Consider the following 17485-nt stretch of genomic DNA (forward strand, 5'->3'; position numbering starts at 1 on the left):
CGCCCGGTTACATTCCGAACCCGGAAGCTAAGCCTTTCAGCGCCGATGGTACTGCAGGGGGGACCCTGTGGGAGAGTAGGACGCCGCCGAACAATCATTGTGGGAAAGCCCCGCACCTTCTGGTGCGGGGCTTTTCTGCGTTTATCCCCTGGTTGATACCAGGCCTGTTTCGTAGGCCAGGATCACTGCTTGGACGCGGTCCCTCGACTCGGTTTTCGCGAGGATGCGGCTCACGTGGGTCTTGACCGTGGATTCGGCCAGGTGCAGGCGTACCGCGATTTCCTTGTTCGTCCAGCCCATGCCCACGACCCTGAGGATTTCCTGTTCTCGGTCGGTGAGCGCCGCCAGGCGGGGGTCTCGTGCGGGGGGAGTGGCCGGCTGCTGGGTGGTGGCGGCCGGGAGGTGGTGGAGATAGGCGTCCAGGAGGCGGCGGGTCAGGCTGGGGGCCACGACGGCGTCGCCGACGGTCACCGCTCTGATGCCGGCGAGGAGTTCCTCCGGCTGCGCGTCCTTCACCAGGAAGCCGCTGGCGCCGGCGCGGAGGCCCTCGTACGCGTACTCGTCGAGGTCGAAGGTGGTGACGATCAGGACGCGGGTGCGGGCGCCGGTGGCGACGATGCGGCGGGTGGCCTCGATGCCGTCGAGGCCGGGCATGCGGATGTCCATCAGGACGATGTCGGGGTGGTGCCGGTCGACCAGGCGGACCGCCTCGGCGCCGTTGGCGGCCTCTCCGACCACCGTCATGTCGTCCTGGCTCTCCAGGAGCATGCGGAAGCCGAAGCGCTGCATCGGCTGGTCGTCGGCGATCAGTACGGTCGTCACGTGGGGGTGTCCTTCAGGGGGAGTCGGAGGCGTACCTGCCAGCCTCCGTCGGGGAGCGGGCCGCTGTCGAGGGTGCCGTCGTAGAGGGCTGCCCGGTCGCGCATGCCCGTGATGCCTCGGCCTGGGGTGTGCGGCGGGGACGGTGGCGGTGCTGTGCCGGGGGTGTTCGTGATGGCTGCCGTCAGTTCCTTTGGGGCGTAGGTGAGATGGACGGTTGCGTCGGTGGTGGGGCCCGCGTGCTTGAGGGTGTTCGTCAGGGCTTCCTGGACTACTCGGTAGACCGTCAGGTGGGCGCCCGCGGAGAGGTGGGCGGGTGGGGTGCCGGTGGTCCGGAGGGTGACGGGGAGGCCTGCTTCCCGTACGCCGGCGAGGAGGGGGTCGAGGTCGTCCAGGGTGGGCTGGGGGGTGCGGGCCGCTTCCTCCTCGTCTTCCTTGAGGACGTCCAGGAGGCGGCGGAGGTCGGCGAGGGCCTGGCGGCTCGTCGTGGCGATGGCGTCCAGCGCCTGGGCGGCGCGGTCGGGGTTCTTCTTCGCCGCGTAGCGGCCGCCGTCGGCCAGGCCCGTGATGACGGAGAGGTTGTGGCCGATGATGTCGTGCATCTCCCGGGCTATGCGGGTGCGTTCGGCTGCTGCCGCCAGACGGGTCTCCTGCTCGATGCGGGTCGCCGCGTGGTCCCTGCGGGAGCGGACCACGATGCCGAGGAGGGCGACGAGCGCGTACGCCAGGAGGGTGGGGAGGAGGTGGAGCGACCGGGACGACGCGGTCGTGAGCAGCGGGGCCAGAAGGAGGGGGAGGGACCAGAGCAGGGTGCGCGAGGGGCGGGTCAGGGCGATGTGGAAGAGGGGGATCGCCTGGAGGTAGGCGGCCTGGAGGGAGGCGCCCGAGACCACGCTGACCGTCGCCGCCACGGTCATCACGGTCAGGGCCGCCAGGGGGTGGCGGCGGCGCTCGTACAGGGGGAGGGCCAGGGCCAGGCTCAGTGTGACGATCAGCCAGACCGGGAGGGAGGGGTCCTCCGCGGTGGTCCGCCAGCCGCCGCTCGCGTCCACGAGTGCCGCCAGCGTCCAGCCGCTGGTCAGGGCGGTGTCCCAGACGCGGGGGTGGCGGGTGTCGAACGCGCGGGTGCGGTGGAGCAGGCTTTGGGCGTGCCTGCTCGGGGCGGTCGGTTGCCTGTTCTCCTCCGTGGTCACCTGATCATCTTCCTCATACGTCCCGGTGCTTCAGTAAGAGCGCGGGGATCGCGAGGGCGGCCGCGGCCCAGAGGGCGAGGGCCAGGAGGGCCGCTGCCGGGCTTGCCGTGCCGGGGATCGGAGTGGCCGTGCCGAGGGCGCCGGCGGCCTGGGTGGGGAAGTAGCGGAGGGCGGTGTCCGTGGCCTCGTACGGGAGCATGCGGAGGATCTCCGGGACGATGAGGACCCCGCCGACGAAGGCGCCGATCGCGCCCGGGACCGAGCGGAGGGCCGCGCCGAGGCCGAGGGCGATGAGGCCGAGGAGGGTGACGCCGGCGGCGTTGCCCGCGAGGGCGGCGAGGACGCCGTCGTCGGTGAGGGAGGCCGCCTGGTCGGTGTCGTCGAGGAACACCTGTGCCGTGAGGAAGGTGAGGAGGGCCGTGAGGAGGGAGAGGGTGTAGACGGTGGTCGTGTAGACCGCTGCCTTCGCCCAGAGGACCGGTGTGCGGGTGGGGACCGCGGTGAGGGTCGCGCGGATCATGCCGGTCGCGTACTCGCCCGCGGTGACGAGGATGCCGAGGACGGCGAGGGCGATGGCGCCGAGCTGGGAACCGTAGAGCGTGAGGACGACCGTGTCGACGTCGGCGTCGCCTCCGCCGGAGGTGTAGGTCGCGCCCATGAGGATGCCGACGCCGAGGACGAGGGCGGCCGCGGTGAGGGCGGTGATCCAGGTGGAGCGGACCGTGCGGAGTTTGTGCCACTCGGAGAGCAGGACGCGGGTGGGGGTGATGCGGTAGGTGGTCGTGGTGGTGGCGGTCGTCGTCATGCTGCTGCTCCCTGGTATTCGACTGCTTCCTCGGTGAGGGCCATGAACGCCTGCTCCAGGGAGGCGGCCTGGGGGGTGAGTTCGTGGAGGGGGAGGCCGTGGGCCGCGGCCGTCTCGCCGATCTCGCGGGCGTTCGGGCCGGCGATCAGGAGCGTGTCGGGAGCGTCCTGGGTGATGTCGGCGTGGGGGAGGAGGGTGCGGAGGCGGGTGGGGTCGGGGGTGACGACCTTGACCGTGGCGCCGCCGTGGCTTCGTACGAGCTCCTCGACCGTGGTGTCGGCGAGCAGGCGGCCCTTGCCGATGACGACGAGGTGGTCGGCGGTGAGGGCCATCTCGCTCATGAGGTGGGACGAGACGAGGACCGTACGGCCTTCGGCGGCCAGGTTCGTGAGGAGGGTGCGGATCCAGAGGACGCCTTCGGGGTCGAGGCCGTTGACCGGTTCGTCGAGGACGACGGTGGACGGGTCGCCGAGGAGGGCGGCGGCGATGCCGAGGCGCTGGCCCATGCCGAGGGAGAAGCCTTTGACGCGTTTGTCGGCGACGTGGGTGAGGCCGGTGAGGGCGAGGACCCGGTCGACGCGGGAGCGGGGGATGCCGTGGGTGTGGGCGAGGGCCGTGAGGTGGTTGCGGGCCGAGCGGCCGGGGTGGAGGGAGCGGGCTTCGAGGAGGGCGCCGACGTGGGTGAGGGGGGCGCGGTGGGCGGCGTACGGGCGGCCGTCGATCGTGGCGTGGCCGCGGGTGGGGGTGTCTAGGCCGAGGAGCATGCGGAGGGTCGTGGACTTTCCGGCGCCGTTCGGGCCGAGGAAGCCGGTGACGGTGCCGGGGTGGACGGTGAAGCTGAGGTCCTGGACGACGGTGGTGTTCCCGTACCGCTTGGTGAGGTTCTCTGCTCGGATCATGTCTTCGACGGTAGGGAGGGGGGTGGGGTGGCGGCGTCGGACCGTGGTCGGGTGCGGTGAGTGGGGCGTGGTACCGGGGTACTACGGCGGGCGGTGTGAGGGATAACTGCTTGTCAGGGGAGGTGGGCGGTGGTCAGGATCGCGGGCATGGACTATGTGATTCGTACCCTCCGTGCCGACGAGTGGGAGAAGAACCGGGAGCTTCGGCTGGCCGCTCTTCAGGACCCGGTCGCGCACCTCGCCTTTCTCGACACCTATGAGAAGGCCTCCGCGCAGCCTGACGCGTTCTGGCAGGAGCGGACGGTCGGCGGGTCGGAGGACGGGGACGGCTCGGTGCGGCAGTTCGTCGCCGAGGCGGCGGACGGGCGGTGGGTCGGCTCGGTGTCGGTGCTGGTCGAGCGGGCCGGGGCGGAGACGTTCTTCGGGGACGTTCCCGAGGTGGAGCAGGCGCACGTCGTCGGGGTGTTCGTACGGGACGAGGCGCGGGGCTCCGGGGTGATCGACGCGCTGTTCGCGGCGGCGGTGGACTGGTGCTGGTCGCTGGCCGAGCCGGAGATCGCGCGGGTGCGGCTGATCGTGCACGCCGAGAACGGGCGGGCGCAGGCCGCCTATCGGCGGCTCGGGTTCGGGGAGACGGGTGTGAAGATCCCGCTCGGGGCCGAGGGCGCGTACGAGCTGGAGTTCGAGGTGCCGCGGCCTGCCGGGCAGGCCTAAGGAACCCGCTGTGGCCAGCGGCTTCTGATCTGTTCCTCGGAGCGCAGGAGGGCCAGGGTCGGGAGGCCCTGGTGGTCGCCGGTGGCGAGGAGCTCCGGGAGGTCGGGGAGCGGGGCCACGGCGGCGACGTCGTCGAGGACGATCGTCAGTGGTGGGTCGAGCCGACCGTCGGATGACCGTGCGGCCATGCGGCGGCCGTGCTCGACCACGCTTGCGGCGAGGGCCGTCAGGAGGGGCATCGCGCCGGGGTGGGTTCGGGGGTCTTCGATCGGTTCGCCCACCACGTAGAGGGTGCCCCCTTCGTCGAGGAAAGATGCGAGGGCCAGGGAGTCCGTTCGATTCGGGACGCAGGCCTCGCGGAGGTGGATCGACGAGAGGGCGATGAGGGAACGGGTCGTCAGTTCCTGCGCCCTGCGGCGGGTTTCGGGGTCGCCGGTGAGGGCTGCTTCGAGCCGGCCGGCGAGGCCGGCGGCGGCCTTGGGGTGGCCGCGGAGGATGCGTACGGGTTCGTGGGCTTCGGCGCCCTGGGCCCAGCGGTGCACCTGGCGGAAGGGGCGGCCGTCCACGGCGGCGGCGTGCAGCCAGCCGCGCAGGAGGGTTTCGGCGGTGTCGGTGACCGTCGCGTCCAGGCGGGAGTGCGGGCGGACGGGGGCCAGCAGGGCCCGTGCGCGGGTCTCGGCGGTGTCCGGGTCCTCGCAGCCTTCGGCGGGGGACCAGTGGAGGCGGGCCGGGGTGTCGCAGAGGTGGTCGGGGTCGTACACGAGGACCGGGCCGAGTTTGCCGCGGGCGTCCTTGGTCGCCGACCAGACGGTGGGGTCGGAGGTGACGACGAGGGCCGGGCCCTCGGCTTCGCGGATCCGGCGGATCGCCGAGGGGCGGCGGGTGTTCTGGGGGCCGTAGAGGGGGTTGGAGGTGCCGGCGGGAGGGGCGGGTTCCTCCTCCACCGCCGGGCGGCGGGGGGTGGGAGCGGTCTGCTCTCCTCGTATGGGGGCCGGGGGCTTGCCGGGGGTTTCCTGCGCGGGGGCCGGGGTTCTCTCGGCGGGGGCAGGGTCCTCGGTGGGGGCCGGCTGCTTCTCGTACAGGCCCGCCTTGCGGTGTGCTCGTACGGCTCGCCAGCGGGTGATCGTGCCGAGGGCGAAGACGGCGAGGACGAGGAGGATCATCGCCTCGCCGATGAGGAGGCCCCAGAAGAGGCCGTAGCCGGAGAGCTGGGCCGGCGGGGTGCCGGGCCAGGCGGCCGGGAGGTCGGTGGGGGCGGTCGCGAGGGAGCGGAGGGCGGACGGGCTGCCGGTGAAGGCGACTCCGTCCGGCCAGCTGCCGCGGGCGAGGAGGGCGGCGAGGCCGGTCGCGGTCCAGATGAGGACGGTGACGCAGAGGAGGAGCGCGAAGAGGGTCAGGAGGAGGCCGTCGGAGACGCCCCCCTCCTTGCGTGCGGTGTCGCTCATCTACGCCACCGTCGACTGCGAGGGCGTGTCGTTCATCTGCTGCTCGATGAGGATCGCGCGTTGTTCCGTCTCCCATTCGAGTTCGGGGTCGGTGACGGAGGCCTCGGTCATGGCGCGGTCGGTGTAGACGAGGGGGCGTTCGCGTTCGGTGATGAGGTGTTTGACGACCTGGACGTTGCCGTTGACGTCCCAGACGGCGATGCCGGGGGTGAGGGTCGGGATGATCTCGACGGCCCAGCGGGGAAGGCCGAGGACGCGGCCGGTGTTGCGGGCCTCGTCGGCTTTCTGGGCGTAGATGGTGCGGGTGCTCGCCATCTTGAGGATGGCGGCGGCTTCCTTGGCGGCGGCTCCGTCGACGACGTCGGAGAGGTGGTGGACGACGGCGACGAAGGACAGGCCGAGGCGGCGGCCGAACTTCAGGAGGCGCTGGAACAGCTGCGCCACGAAGGGGCTGTTGATGATGTGCCAGGCCTCCTCGACGAGGAAGATGCGCTTCTTCCGGTCGGGGCGGATCCAGGTGTGTTCGAGCCAGACGCCGACGATCGCCATGAGGATGGGCATGGCGATGGAGTTGCGGTCGATGTGGGAGAGGTCGAAGACGATCAGGGGCGCGTCGAGGTCGATGCCGACGGTGGTGGGGCCGTCGAACATGCCGCGGAGGTCGCCGTCGACGAGGCGGTCGAGGACGAGGGCGACGTCGAGGCCCCAGGCCCGTACATCGTCTATGTCGACGTTCATGGCCTCGGCGGACTCGGCCTCGGGGTGGCGGAGTTGTTCGACGATGTCGGTGAGGATCGGCTGGCGGTGGGTGATGTGGTCGTTGACGTGGGCGTGGGCGACCTTGAGGGCGAAGCCGGCGCGCTCGTCGAGGCCGTGGCCCATCGCCACTTCGATGATGGTGCGGAGCAGGGCCAGCTGGCCGGTGGTGGTGATGGCCGGGTCGAGGGGGTTGAGGCGGATCCCGGAGTCGTTGGCGACCATGGGGTCCAGGCGGATGGGGGTTATCCCCAGCTCCTGGGCGATGAGGTTCCATTCGCCGACGCCGTCCTCGCCCTGGGCGTCGAGGACGACGACCTGGCGGTCGCGGAAGCGGAGCTGGCGGAGCACGTAGGTCTTCTCCAGGGCGGACTTTCCGTTGCCGGATTCGCCGAGGACGAGCCAGTGGGGGGCGGGGAGCTGCTGGCCGTACAGCTGGAAGGGGTCGTAGATGTACCCCTTGCCGCTGTAGACCTCGCGGCCGATGATCACGCCGGAGTCGCCGAGGCCGGGGGCGGCGGTCGGCAGGTAGACGGCCTGGGCCTGTCCGGTGGAGGTGCGGACGGGAAGACGGGTCGTCTCCACCTTGCCGAGGACGAAGGAGGTGAAGGCGTCGGTCAGGACGGACAGCGGATCTCGCATCGGTCGGTGCCCCTTCGGCCTTAGCGGCGGATGCCGGTCGCGAACGGCAGGGTGTTCACAAAGGCCCGGTGGTGCTCGCGGTCGCACCACTCCAGCTTGAGGTACGACTTGCCGGCGGAGGCCCTGATCGTGCGCTTGTCCCGGGCGAGGGCCTCGGGTGAACGCGACGACACCGTGATGTACCCGACGAGGTTGACTCCGGCAGCGCCGCTGGCGAGATCTTCACCCCGCTGGTCGAGTCGGCCGTGGGCGGCGATGTCGCGGGGGTCGACGGTGCGGTTCATCTTGGCGGCGCGGCTGGCGTCGGCCTCGTCGTTGGTCTTCTCGGTGAGCATGCGCTCGATGGCGACCTCGGTGGGTTCCAGGTCCATGGTGACGGCGACGGTGCGGATGACGTCGGGGGTGTGGACGAGGAGGGGGGCGAGGAAGTTCACGCCGACCGGGGTCATGGGCCATTCCTTGACCCAGGCGGTGGCGTGGCACCAGGGGGCGCGGGTGGAGGACTCGCGGGTCTTGGCCTGGAGGTAGGTGGGTTCCATCGCGTCGAGTTCGGCGGGCCAAGCGTTTCGTTTCGTCATGGCCTGGATGTGGTCGATGGGGTGGTCGGGGTCGTACATGGAGTGGACGAGGGAGGCGAGGCGGGACTGGCCGAGGGGCTGGCGGACGCGGATGTCGGCCTCGGCGAGGCGGGCGCAGATGTCGGTGAGTTCGCGGGCCATGACGACGGCGAGGCCGGCGTCGCGGTCGAGCTTGCGGGTGCCGGTGGCGTGACGGGTGGCGTGGGCCATCGCGTTGGCCTCGGCGGCGAGTTCGCGGGTGTAGTGCATGCAGGCGACGAGGTAGGCGCGGTGCTGCTCGCTGGAGGTGGAGACCATCGACTGGAGCTGGTCGTAGGACTCCTTGAGCCAGGCGGGGGCGGTGGTGTCGCCGCGCTGGAGGACGTCCTTGGCGTGGGCGTCGGGGTCGGCGGGGAGGGTGCGGGCGAGCATCTGGAGGCGGGTGACGAAGCCGTCTCCGTTGGCGACGTGCTTGAGGAGGGTGCCGAAGCGGTCGACGAGGGCTTCCTGGTCCTCGCTGTCGCGGAGGCCGACGCCGGGGCCCTCGATCTCGATGGCGGCGGTGACGGTGCGGCGGTCGGCGTGGAGGAGTACGGCGATCTCGTCGGGGCCGAAGGGGGCGGCGAGCCAGCTGACGCGGCCGATGCCGGGGGGCGGGCCGATCTCGACCTCGCGGCCGTCGAGGCGGGTGCCGGCTTCGGTGGCGACGGAGCGGTAGGCGGTGCCGCGCTTGAGCATGCGCTTGTAGCTGCGGTTGATCTCGAACCACTTGTAGAACGTGCGGTGCTTGTACGGGAGGTATACGGCGGCGATCCCGAGCATGGGGAGGCCGGCGAGGAGCGCGATCCGCAGGGGGAGGAGGGGGACGAGGAGTCCGCTCATCATGCCGAGGAACGCGCCGACGATGATCAGGGCGATCTCGCCCGTCTCGCGGTTCTTGCCGACGATCGCGTTGGGCCGGGCGCGGCCGACGAGATACGTGCGGCGGGGCGCGACCGGCTGGGACTGGGTCGTCAACGCCCTCCACCTCCAGAGTTCTTGCGGTTGCTGTGCGGGGTGCCGGCGGTGGGGTTGCTGCTACGGGGTGGGGGCGGGGGTGTGGCTCCGCCTCCTCCGCCGCTGCTCGCGCCGCGGCTGCTGTGGGCGGCGATGCCGCCGGAGAGGGGGTTGGCGGGGCGGGCGGACTGGGTTCCGCCGCCGCTGCCGCCTCCGCTGTCGCGGGTGCTGTGGGTCTTGATGCCCTGGGAGACGAGGGAGGCGGGGGAGGAGATGACGGCGGCGGCGGTGTTCTCGCCGGCGCGGTGGAGGCGGTTGTTGCGGGAGGCGACGATCTCGTCGCCGAAGCCGGGGACGAAGCGGTAGATCATCGCGGAGGCGAAGATGGCGAGCAGGATGATCGCGAGGCCGGAGACGACGGCGGAGAAGGCGTTGGGGCCGGTGCCGGAGGAGAGGGCGCCGGCGAGGCCGAGGACGATCACGATGATGGGTTTGACCAGGATGATCGCGATCATGATGCCGGCCCAGCGGCGGACGTGGCCCCACATGTTCTTGTCGACGAGGCCGGAGTAGACGACGACGCCGAGGAGGGCGCCGACGTAGAGCATGACGGCGCGGAGGAAGAGCTCGAGGAAGAGCACGCCGGCGGCGAGGACGGTCACCAGCGAGACGATGATCAGCATGATGGGGCCGCCGCCCATGCTGTTGCCCTGCTGGAGGGCTTGTTTGAAGCCGCCGAAGAAGGTGTCGGTCTGCTGGCCGGTGCCGGAGGCGATGACCTCGGTGACGGCGTCGGTGGCGTTGACGACGGTGTAGAGGATCAGGGGGGTGAAGGCGGAGGCGAGGACCGTCAGCCAGAGGAAGCCGATGGCTTCGGAGAGGGCGGTGGTGAGGGGGACGCCTCGGATGGCTCGCTTGGCTACGGCGAGGAGCCAGAGGAGGAGGGTGAGGAAGGTGGCGGCGGCGAAGACGACGGCGTAGCGGCCGAGGAAGGCCATGTTGGTGAAGTCGACGTCGGCGGTGGTTTTGACGGCCTGGGAGAGTTCGTCGATGACTTTGATGGCGGCGTCGGCGCAGCCCTTGGCCAGGGAGGAGAGGGGGTCGACGGCGGTGGTGGTGTCGGGCAGGGGTGCCTGACCGCCGGACTCGCTTCTCTCGCAGAGCTGTCGGGCCGTTCCTGTGAGGAGTCCGCACTGCGCCTTCCCCGGGGTCGGGGACGGCGTCGGCGTCGGGGTCGGGGTCGGGGCCGCGTGGGCGTTCGTGGTGAGCAGGAGGGGTACGGCGAGGAAGGCGGCGAGGGCCGCTGTCGTCGCGCGCCTCGCCAGGCTGCGGCTAGCGGGCATAGGTGAACGCTCCGTATCCCTCGACGGCCTCGGCGATCTCGTCGGCGACGGAGGCGCGGCTGTCGCCGTTGACCGGGGTGGGGCCCTCGGTCTGGTTGTAGGACTTCACGCGCCAGTCGCCGTCGACCCAGGTGAGCTTCTGCGTGAGGGTGAACCAGCTGGAGGTGACGGGCTTGGTGGAGCCCGTGCCGGCGAGGCCGCCGAGGCTGGTGCACCAGACCTCGACGGTCGCGGAGTTCTCCGTGTAGTCCCGGATTCTGGCGCCGATGGGGATGGTGCGGGAGACGAAGGTGAGGCCGGCGGGGGCCGCGCCGTGTTCGTCGAGACCCATGCCGGCGAGGAGGCCGGGGGAGTACTGGGCGTCGAGCTGCTTCAGGAGGGTGTCGACGCTCGCGGGGTCGAGGATGGCGCGCACGAGGTCCTCGCGGGGGCCGTCCTGGAACATGTCGGCGGAGCCGAGGGCGACGGCGTAGTTCGTGGCGGCGCTCTGGGCGCCCTGTTCGTTGTGGGGGTGGCCGGTGGGGAGGGGGCCGTTCTTGGTGGTGACGGGGCGGGTGCCGGTGGCGGCGGTGGAGGCGGGTTTGCCGGGGGTGCCGGTGGTGGGGGCCGCGTCCGCGGGGTCGCCTTCGCCGCGGTTGGCGAAGGCGATGGCGGCGATGAGGAGGACCACCACGCCGACGACGGTGATGAGGGAGCGGGAGCTGCGGGTGGGGCGGCGGGCGCCGCCGTAGATGTCGCCGCTGTTGCCCTCGGGCAGGCGGGTGCGGGTCTGGCGGGCGCCGCCGACGCCGCCGTAGCCGTCGTGCTCGTCGCCGAGGCTCATGCCGGGTACGCCCCTCCACTCGTTCGCGGGTACGACAGTGCTGCAACATGACTGGGCATCAGGGAACGCGACATCGGCAGGCCTCGGGTGGTGGATGGGGTCCGACGGGGGGTCAGACGGCCATCCCGTACACGATGGTGAAGAGGGTGCCGAGGGAGCCGATGATGAAGACGCCGGTGAGGCCGGCCACGATCAGGCCCTTGCCCTGTTCGGCGCTGAAGGTGTCGCGGAGTGCGGTCGCGCCGATGCGCTGTTTGGCCGCGCCCCAGATGGCGATGCCGAGGCAGAGCAGGATGGCCACCGCCATCACGACCTCGATCATCACCTTGGCTTCGTTGCCCAGGCTCCCGAAAGGACCCCAGTTCGGGGCGATTCCACCGATGATGGTGGTGATGTCGCCTTTTTCTGCCGCCAGGTACATGTAACTCACCGCCCCTGTTGGGTTGTTGACCGCCCCTGCCGGACGGCATGGGTCATCGTCCTATCTTCGCTGATGAAACCGCTCGTGTGTGACGGCTTGACGGCTCTCTTTACCCGATCACCGCACACGTGACCGGTCTGACCGTCTTGACCTGCGGTGGTGTGGCCGGTTTCTGTGCGAAGAAGCGTATGGTCACTCTGTGTATCACGGGGGGTGACTCCGGGCAACGATCATCGTTGTTGCACTCTTGGGGCGTCTCCCCGGCGGGCTCCTCGCCGCCTAGACTGGCGCTCCGGGACGTACTGCCATGGGCCGAGGGGTGGTTGACGGTGCGTAGGGCTGGGAGGGCGTGGCTCGTCGCCGGTGGGGCCCTCGGGGCCTGTCTGTGTTTCGTCGCCCTGCTCGTCGTCGGTACGTACTCGGCGGCCGCGGGTCTCCTGGGGGGTGCGGGGAGCGCCGCGGGGGGCACGGTGGCGCTGGCCAAGGGTGCGGTTCCCGCCTTGTACCAGGGGCTCGTGCAGCGGTGGGGCAATCTGTGTCCCGCGATCAATCCGGCGTTGCTGGCCGCGCAGCTGTACCAGGAGAGCGGCTGGAACCCGCGGGCGGTGTCGCCGGTGGGCGCGAAGGGGATCGCGCAGTTCATGCCGGGGACGTGGGCGGGGCACGGGGTCGACGGGGACGGGGACGGGGACCGGGACATCTGGGACCCGGCGGACGCGATTCCCTCGGCGGCCTCGTACGACTGCTCGCTGGCGGGGTACGTGAAGGGCGCGCCCGGCGATCCGACGTCGAACATGCTGGCCGCGTACAACGCGGGGGCGTACGCGGTCATCAAGTACGGGGGTGTCCCGCCGTACAAGGAGACGCAGGGGTATGTGCGGATCATCCGGTCGCTGGCGGCGAGTTTCGCGCGTCCGGTGGGGCGGGTGGATCCGTCGCGGCAGGCGGCGGGGGCCATTCACTACGCGCAGGGCAAGCTCGGTACGCCGTATCTCTGGGGCGGTACGGGTACGGCGGAGCAGAATGGCCGGTTCGATTGCTCCGGGCTGACGCAGGCGGCGTACGAGAGTGTCGGGATCCGGCTGCCGCGGGTGGCGAACGACCAGTACAACGCGGGGCCGCATCCGAGCCGGGGCGAGCTGCTGCCGGGGGATCTGGTGTTCTTCTCCGATGACCTGACGAACTCCCGCGCCATCCGGCACGTGGGCATTTACGTCGGCGGCGGCTACATGATCGACGCTCCGCGGACCGGTGCGGTGATCCGTTTCGACCGGATCGACACTCCGGACTACTTCGGTGCGACCCGGGTCACGGCGGAGGGTGCGGCGGCGCTGCCGACCCATCTTCCGCAGCCGTGACGGAAGGAGACGGACCGTCGGACGGCGGGCGACATTGGCCGGAACTCTCCGTCACGTCCTGGCCCTGAGCTGCGGCGAACCGTCACTCTTCGGTAACGTCGTCATGATCCACCGTCGAGAGCGGAACGAGCGCCTCAGGCAGTTCGTTCCCTGACTCGACCGCTCTGACCACGGGGGTGGGACGACAGACACGAGAAGCAAGGGGCCTCAAGCGATGGCTGGACTCGCATCGGACGGTGCCAACCCCGATGTCAGCCTGCTCTACGACATCAACGGGCTGGCGAAGGACGCCCCGGCGTGGTTCGACCGCGTCATGGGGTTCGTCGGCGAGTACGGGATCATGCTCGGGATGGTCCTGGTCGTGCTGTGGTGCTGGTGGAGCGTCCGCCGCGAGGGCACCCTCGGGGACTCCGTCTCGGCCGTCGCCGGGCTCGTCTGGGCCCCGCTGGCCGCCGGCATCGCCCTCCTCGTGAACATCCCCATCCGGGGCTTCGTCGAGCGTCCCCGGCCCTTCAAGGACCACCAGGGCCTTGAAGTCCTCGTCGACGGCAAGACCGACTTCTCGTTCGTCAGCGACCACGCCACCATGGCCATGGCCCTCGGCGTCGGCCTCTTCGTCGCCCACCGCAGGCTCGGCCTCGTCGCCATCGGCCTCGCCCTCGCCGAGGGCTTCGCCCGGGTCTACATGGGCGTCCACTACCCGACCGACGTCATCGGCGGCTTCGCCCTCGGCACGGCGGTCGCGCTGCTCCTCGCGCCCGTCGCGCTGGCGCTGCTCACGCCCGTCGTCTCCGCCGTGTCCCGCTCCGGCCGCGCGGGCCGGCTCGTCCGCTCGCGGAGCGCCGGGGGGCCGCGCCGGCCCGAGACCGTCGGCATTCCCGAGCCGCGGCTCGCCGGGCCGAACGCGGGGGCGGGGCGGAACGACCTCGCCGCCTGACAGGGCCTAGGAGGGGTCGGACGCCGTCGTACGGAGGTGTTCCGTGGCGTCCGTACGGGCTCGCTCGCGTGATCTGCGGGCCGGGCCGATCCAGCCGCAGCTGCAGCGTGCCAGCGCGAACGAGCCGCGCTCCGTCGTCGTGGTCGTGTGGGTGAAGGCCTGCGCGTGCACACCACCACCGTACTGCGCGTGACGGCTCGCCCGGGCCGTCGTTATCCGGAGCGGGTGACCCGGACCCGCGGGGGCCGGGGGCGTGCGGGTCCCGGGCAAGCAGCGGTGAGGCGTGGGGGGTTGGGGAGCGATGGTGGTGCAGCGGTACGGGCGTCCGCGCGGGCACGGGAGCGGGGCGTGGACCGTCACCGCCGTCCTGGTCGGCTCCCTCGTGGGGGCCTCGGCGGTCGCCGGGTGCGCCGCCCCCGAGGACCCGAAGCCGGCCGGTGATCACCTCCCGGCGGTACGGAACGCGGCGGACGCGCTGGCGAAGGCCGGCAGCTCCAAGGCGAGCACCTCGATGGAGATGGCCGCGGGCGGGACCCGGGTCACCATCCGGGGCGAGGGCACCTACGACTTCCGGCGCCGCACCGGCCGGCTCCAGGTGGTGCTGCCCAGGGACGCGGCCGGCGCCGACGAGCACCGGCCGATCACCGAGCTCCTCACGCCGGGCGCGCTCTACATGAAGAACAGGGGTGCCGGGGTCCCCGCCGACAAGTGGGTCCGCGTCGACACCACCACCCTCGACGACGGGAACCTCGTCACGGGCGGCGCCACCGATCCGGCCGCCGCCGCCGAGCTGCTGCGGGGCGCCCGTCAGGTCACGTACGTCGGAGAGGTCGAGCTCGCCGGGGTGAAGGTCGCCCACTACCGGGGCGTCGCGGACATCGCCGAGGCCGCCCGGGTCGCCTCGCCGCAGGTGCGGGGCGCGCTCGCCGCGGCGGCGAAAGGGTTCGCCAAGGACACCGTCCCCTTCGACGCGTACCTCGACGGGGACGGCCGGCTGCGGAAGGTCCGCCACCAGTTCAGCTTCAGCAACCAGGGACGTACGGTCGCGGTCGCGTCGACGACGCTGCTGTACGGATTCGGCGCGGCCGTCGAGGTGACGCTGCCGGACCGGCGGGACATCTACGCGGGGAAGATCAAGGCCTGAGGGTGGTGGTTCGGACCATCGCCAAATGGTCCGGACGTGTCATGCGCCCCGCCGGGCGCCCTCCCTACGCTGGGAGACCTCTGGGGGACCGACACCGGCAGGAATCCGGCAGGAAGAGGTGACCGCACGTGGCTTCGCCCGGTACAGCGACCGTTCCCGCAGACCAGGACCGCGTCCAGGACCGCGTCGCCCTCGCCGAGATCGAACTGTGCGGCGAGCTGATCATCGCGGCCTCCGCCGCGGACGGGGAGCGGCTCAGCGCGGACCGGATCGACGAGGTCCTGCGGGCCGTACGGGAACTCTGAACGGTCTCCGGTACGCGTACGGCCCTCCGCTCGCGGCCGCGTCAGGTGCGCATCATCCGGGCGATGGCCTTCGTGGCCTCCTCGACCTTCGCGTCGATCCCGTCCCCGCCCTTCGTGGCCGCGTCCGCGACGCAGTGCCGCAGGTGCTCCTCCAGGAGCTGGAGGGCGAAGGACTGGAGCGCCTTCGTGGACGCCGAGACCTGCGTGAGTATGTCGATGCAGTAGACGTCCTCGTCGACCATCCGCTGGAGGCCGCGGATCTGGCCCTCGATGCGGCGGAGCCGCTTGAGGTGCTCGTCCTTCTGGTGGTGGTAGCCGTGCACGCCGTGGTCGTGGTCGGCGGGCTCCACGGCCGCGGTGGGCGTGGGCGCGACGGCCTCGGCCGTCTCGGCGAGCGCGGGGGTGGCCTGGGCCGCCTCGGTGGTCGTCATCGCGTCCTCCCGTTGTCCGGATTGGAGGGGGTATACCCCTCGTGGGTATATGGTACCGATCCTCGCCGTTCCGGGCGGGGGCCTCGTGCAGTTCACTGTGCCTGATGGGCGACACTGAGAGGACGCCGGTTAGCCGTGGCCGGATGATGCGCCTAGCATCAGCCTGACCGAAACCCAGCACCCCGAGGACCTCACGTGCGATTTCGTCTGACCCCCAGGGAGACGAGCTTCTACGACATGTTCGCCGCGTCCGCGGACAACATCGTCACGGGCTCCAAGCTCCTGATGGAACTGCTCGGAGCGGAGCCTTCCGCCCGGGCCGAGATCGCGGAGCGGATGCGGGCAGCGGAGCACGCCGGCGACGACGCGACCCACGCGATCTTCCACCAGCTGAACTCCTCGTTCATCACGCCGTTCGACCGCGAGGACATCTACTCCCTCGCCTCGTCCCTCGACGACATCATGGACTTCATGGAAGAGGCCGTCGACCTGGTCGTCCTCTACAACATCGAAGAGCTCCCCAAGGGTGTCGAGCAGCAGATCGAGGTCCTGGCCCGCGCGGCCGAGCTGACCGCCGAGGCCATGCCGAACCTGCGCACGATGGACAACCTCACCGAGTACTGGATCGAGGTCAACCGTCTGGAGAACCAGGCCGACCAGATCCACCGCAAGCTGCTCGCCCAGCTCTTCAACGGCAAGTACGACGCCATCGAGGTGCTGAAGCTCAAGCAGGTCGTGGACGTCCTCGAGGAGGCGGCCGACGCGTTCGAGCACGTGGCGAACACCGTGGAGACCATCGCGGTCAAGGAGTCCTGAGCTTCGTGGACACCTTCGCTCTGATCGTGACCATCGGTGTCGCGCTCGGCTTCACGTATACGAACGGCTTCCACGACTCCGCCAACGCCATCGCCACCTCGGTGTCGACCCGGGCCCTGACGCCGCGGGCGGCGCTCGCGATGGCGGCGGTCATGAACCTCGCGGGTGCCTTCATGGGCAGCGGGGTCGCCAAGACCGTCAGTGAGGGCCTGATCGAGACGCCGCACGGCGACAAGGGGATGGGCATCCTCTTCGCCGCGCTCGTCGGCGCGATCATCTGGAACCTCGTCACCTGGTACTTCGGACTGCCGTCCTCCTCCTCGCACGCCCTGTTCGGCGGCATGGTGGGCGCGGCGCTCGCGGGTGGCACGGAGGTCATCTGGGGCGGCGTCCTGGACAAGGTCGTCATCCCGATGTTCATCTCGCCGGTGGTCGGCCTCGTCGCCGGTTACCTGGTCATGTGCGTGATCCTGTGGCTCTTCCGCAAGGCCAACCCGCACAAGGCCAAGCGCGGCTTCCGTATCGCCCAGACGGTGTCGGCGGCCGGCATGGCCCTCGGTCACGGTCTCCAGGACGCGCAGAAGACCATGGGCATCGTGGTGATGGCCCTCGTCATCGCCGACGTGCAGCAGGCGGGCGACGACATCCCGGTGTGGGTGAAGATCGCCTGTGCCGTGATGCTCTCGCTCGGTACGTACGCGGGTGGCTGGCGCATCATGCGGACGCTCGGCCGCAAGATCATCGAGCTGGACCCGCCGCAGGGCTTCGCGGCGGAGACCACGGGCGCGTCGATCATGTTCGGTTCCGCGTTCCTCTTCCACGCGCCGATCTCGACGACCCACGTCATCACCTCCGCGATCATGGGCGTCGGCGCGACGAAGCGCGTCAACGCGGTGCGGTGGGGTGTCGCCAAGAACATCATCCTCGGCTGGTTCATCACGATGCCGGCGGCGGCGGTCGTCGCCGCGCTGAGCTACTACGTCGTGGCGCTGCTCTTCGGCTGACCTGTTGGTCGTACGGAAATGGGCCCGGCTCCCCTGTGGGGGAGCCGGGCCCTTCGCCTTGTGGTGGCACCGCCATG

At 70.8% G+C, this 17485-nt stretch carries 19 protein-coding genes and 1 rRNA gene; 8 read left to right on the forward strand and 12 right to left on the reverse strand.

Translation table 11 applies throughout. From position 1 onward, the window contains the following. A 5S ribosomal RNA gene (gene rrf / locus ACFC0Z_RS30280) occupies positions 1 to 92 on the forward strand; the annotation flags it as partial. A 49-nt stretch (positions 93 to 141) separates the two neighbouring features. Here rrf and ACFC0Z_RS30285 read toward each other — a convergent pair. The 4 genes from ACFC0Z_RS30285 to ACFC0Z_RS30300 are packed head-to-tail and all read right to left on the reverse strand — an operon-like array spanning position 142 to position 3716. Then, positions 142 to 822, reverse strand: coding sequence for a response regulator (locus ACFC0Z_RS30285; protein WP_376444634.1), 681 nt, complete (start codon positions 820 to 822; stop codon positions 142 to 144). Then, positions 819 to 2012, reverse strand: a complete 1194-nt coding sequence (locus ACFC0Z_RS30290; protein ID WP_376444637.1) for a sensor histidine kinase — start codon at positions 2010 to 2012, stop codon at positions 819 to 821. Before ACFC0Z_RS30290 ends, ACFC0Z_RS30285 begins: the two co-directional genes overlap by 4 nt. A gap of 13 nt (positions 2013 to 2025) precedes the next feature. Next, positions 2026 to 2817, reverse strand: a complete 792-nt coding sequence (locus ACFC0Z_RS30295) for an ABC transporter permease (RefSeq protein ID WP_376444640.1) — start codon at positions 2815 to 2817, stop codon at positions 2026 to 2028. After that, the gene (locus ACFC0Z_RS30300; protein WP_376444642.1) at positions 2814 to 3716 is read right to left on the reverse strand and encodes an ABC transporter ATP-binding protein; all 903 of its coding nucleotides are present in this window, start codon (positions 3714 to 3716) and stop codon (positions 2814 to 2816) included. The genes ACFC0Z_RS30295 and ACFC0Z_RS30300 overlap by 4 nt, the downstream gene beginning before the upstream one ends. A 147-nt stretch (positions 3717 to 3863) precedes the next feature. Here ACFC0Z_RS30300 and ACFC0Z_RS30305 point away from each other — a divergent pair, with 147 nt between their 5' ends. Continuing rightward, a complete protein-coding gene (locus tag ACFC0Z_RS30305) occupies positions 3864 to 4430 on the forward strand; it encodes a GNAT family N-acetyltransferase (protein WP_376444644.1) in 567 nt (188 codons plus the stop codon). Here the strand turns inward: ACFC0Z_RS30305 and ACFC0Z_RS30310 are convergent. The 6 genes from ACFC0Z_RS30310 to ACFC0Z_RS30335 form a co-directional block, all read right to left on the reverse strand. Further along, the gene (locus ACFC0Z_RS30310; RefSeq protein ID WP_376444646.1) at positions 4427 to 5875 is read right to left on the reverse strand and encodes a type VI secretion protein; all 1449 of its coding nucleotides are present in this window, start codon (positions 5873 to 5875) and stop codon (positions 4427 to 4429) included. The two genes, ACFC0Z_RS30305 and ACFC0Z_RS30310, sit on opposite strands and share 4 nt — an antisense overlap. Continuing rightward, on the reverse strand, positions 5876 to 7273 hold the full coding sequence (locus ACFC0Z_RS30315; protein ID WP_376444648.1) for an ATP-binding protein: 1398 nt from the start codon (positions 7271 to 7273) through the stop codon (positions 5876 to 5878). It lies immediately after the preceding gene. A 20-nt stretch (positions 7274 to 7293) separates the two neighbouring features. Next, positions 7294 to 8847, reverse strand: a complete 1554-nt coding sequence (locus ACFC0Z_RS30320; RefSeq protein WP_376444650.1) for an SCO6880 family protein — start codon at positions 8845 to 8847, stop codon at positions 7294 to 7296. Next, positions 8844 to 10169, reverse strand: coding sequence for a hypothetical protein (locus ACFC0Z_RS30325; protein WP_376444653.1), 1326 nt, complete (start codon positions 10167 to 10169; stop codon positions 8844 to 8846). Before ACFC0Z_RS30325 ends, ACFC0Z_RS30320 begins: the two co-directional genes overlap by 4 nt. Then, on the reverse strand, positions 10159 to 10992 hold the full coding sequence (locus ACFC0Z_RS30330) for a hypothetical protein (RefSeq protein WP_376444655.1): 834 nt from the start codon (positions 10990 to 10992) through the stop codon (positions 10159 to 10161). Before ACFC0Z_RS30330 ends, ACFC0Z_RS30325 begins: the two co-directional genes overlap by 11 nt. 112 nt (positions 10993 to 11104) lie before the next feature. Further along, positions 11105 to 11413 (reverse strand): hypothetical protein, encoded by a 309-nt coding sequence (locus ACFC0Z_RS30335; protein WP_024757447.1) that lies wholly within the window; start codon positions 11411 to 11413, stop codon positions 11105 to 11107. Between the two features lie 323 nt (positions 11414 to 11736). Here ACFC0Z_RS30335 and ACFC0Z_RS30340 point away from each other — a divergent pair, with 323 nt between their 5' ends. Both ACFC0Z_RS30340 and ACFC0Z_RS30345 read left to right on the forward strand, forming a co-directional pair. Continuing rightward, on the forward strand, positions 11737 to 12771 hold the full coding sequence (locus ACFC0Z_RS30340) for an NlpC/P60 family protein (RefSeq protein ID WP_376444658.1): 1035 nt from the start codon (positions 11737 to 11739) through the stop codon (positions 12769 to 12771). A gap of 214 nt (positions 12772 to 12985) precedes the next feature. Beyond that, positions 12986 to 13708: a phosphatase PAP2 family protein gene (locus ACFC0Z_RS30345; RefSeq protein ID WP_376444660.1), complete on the forward strand. Its 723-nt coding sequence runs from the start codon at positions 12986 to 12988 to the stop codon at positions 13706 to 13708. Between the two features lie 6 nt (positions 13709 to 13714). Here ACFC0Z_RS30345 and ACFC0Z_RS30350 read toward each other — a convergent pair whose 3' ends face one another. Beyond that, on the reverse strand, positions 13715 to 13879 hold the full coding sequence (locus ACFC0Z_RS30350) for a hypothetical protein (protein ID WP_376444663.1): 165 nt from the start codon (positions 13877 to 13879) through the stop codon (positions 13715 to 13717). Positions 13880 to 14009: 130 nt separating this feature from the next. Between ACFC0Z_RS30350 and ACFC0Z_RS30355 the strand changes: the two genes are divergently transcribed. Then, a complete protein-coding gene (locus ACFC0Z_RS30355) occupies positions 14010 to 14852 on the forward strand; it encodes a hypothetical protein (protein WP_376444666.1) in 843 nt (280 codons plus the stop codon). A gap of 128 nt (positions 14853 to 14980) precedes the next feature. After that, positions 14981 to 15157: a hypothetical protein gene (locus ACFC0Z_RS30360; RefSeq protein WP_376444669.1), complete on the forward strand. Its 177-nt coding sequence runs from the start codon at positions 14981 to 14983 to the stop codon at positions 15155 to 15157. 41 nt (positions 15158 to 15198) lie between these two features. On the opposite strand, the gene ACFC0Z_RS30365 is transcribed toward ACFC0Z_RS30360, so the two are convergent. Next, positions 15199 to 15588 carry a metal-sensitive transcriptional regulator gene (locus tag ACFC0Z_RS30365; protein WP_360799232.1) on the reverse strand — a complete coding sequence of 130 codons (390 nt, stop codon included), beginning with the start codon at positions 15586 to 15588 and terminating at the stop codon, positions 15199 to 15201. Between the two features lie 195 nt (positions 15589 to 15783). Between ACFC0Z_RS30365 and ACFC0Z_RS30370 the strand changes: the two genes are divergently transcribed. Next, entirely contained in the window at positions 15784 to 16404 is a 621-nt protein-coding gene (locus ACFC0Z_RS30370; protein ID WP_376444672.1) for a DUF47 domain-containing protein, read from the forward strand. 5 nt (positions 16405 to 16409) lie between these two features. Further along, positions 16410 to 17408, forward strand: a complete 999-nt coding sequence (locus ACFC0Z_RS30375; protein ID WP_376444675.1) for an anion permease — start codon at positions 16410 to 16412, stop codon at positions 17406 to 17408. Positions 17409 to 17485 lie beyond the last annotated feature (77 nt).

The organism is Streptomyces sp. NPDC056144 (assembly GCF_042264145.1).
GTDB lineage: Bacteria > Actinomycetota > Actinomycetes > Streptomycetales > Streptomycetaceae > Streptomyces.